This is a genomic window from Bacillus cereus group sp. BfR-BA-01524, from assembly GCF_022662595.1.
Taxonomy (GTDB): Bacteria; Bacillota; Bacilli; order Bacillales; family Bacillaceae_G; genus Bacillus_A; species Bacillus_A thuringiensis_S.
Genome location: NZ_JAKUDW010000384.1, coordinates 1 through 270, shown reverse-complemented (window position 1 = coordinate 270; position 270 = coordinate 1). Strand labels below are relative to the sequence as shown.

Below are 270 nucleotides of genomic sequence, written 5' to 3'. Positions count from 1 at the left end.
CAATTAATCAATAAAGAAAAAGATTTAAAAAAAATGGAGGAGAAATTGCTAGAAAAAGAAAAAGAACTAGATAATAAATTAAGAGAATGTCAAAAATCTAATGAAAATAAGAACAAACAAGAAGAACAAAAGAGACTTGATGAAGAAAAACGTAAGCAGGAAGAACAAAAGAGACTTGATGAAGAAAAACGTAAACAGGAAGAATTAAAAAAACAACAGCAGGATTCAAACACAACACCAGCTTCTCAATCTAAACCAGAAGCAAAACCT

General features: G+C 28.9%; 1 pseudogene. It reads left to right on the top strand.

Annotated elements, in window-relative coordinates:
- Nucleotides 1-270 (top strand): annotated as a pseudogene (locus MR170_RS31570) (hypothetical protein); the annotation flags it as partial.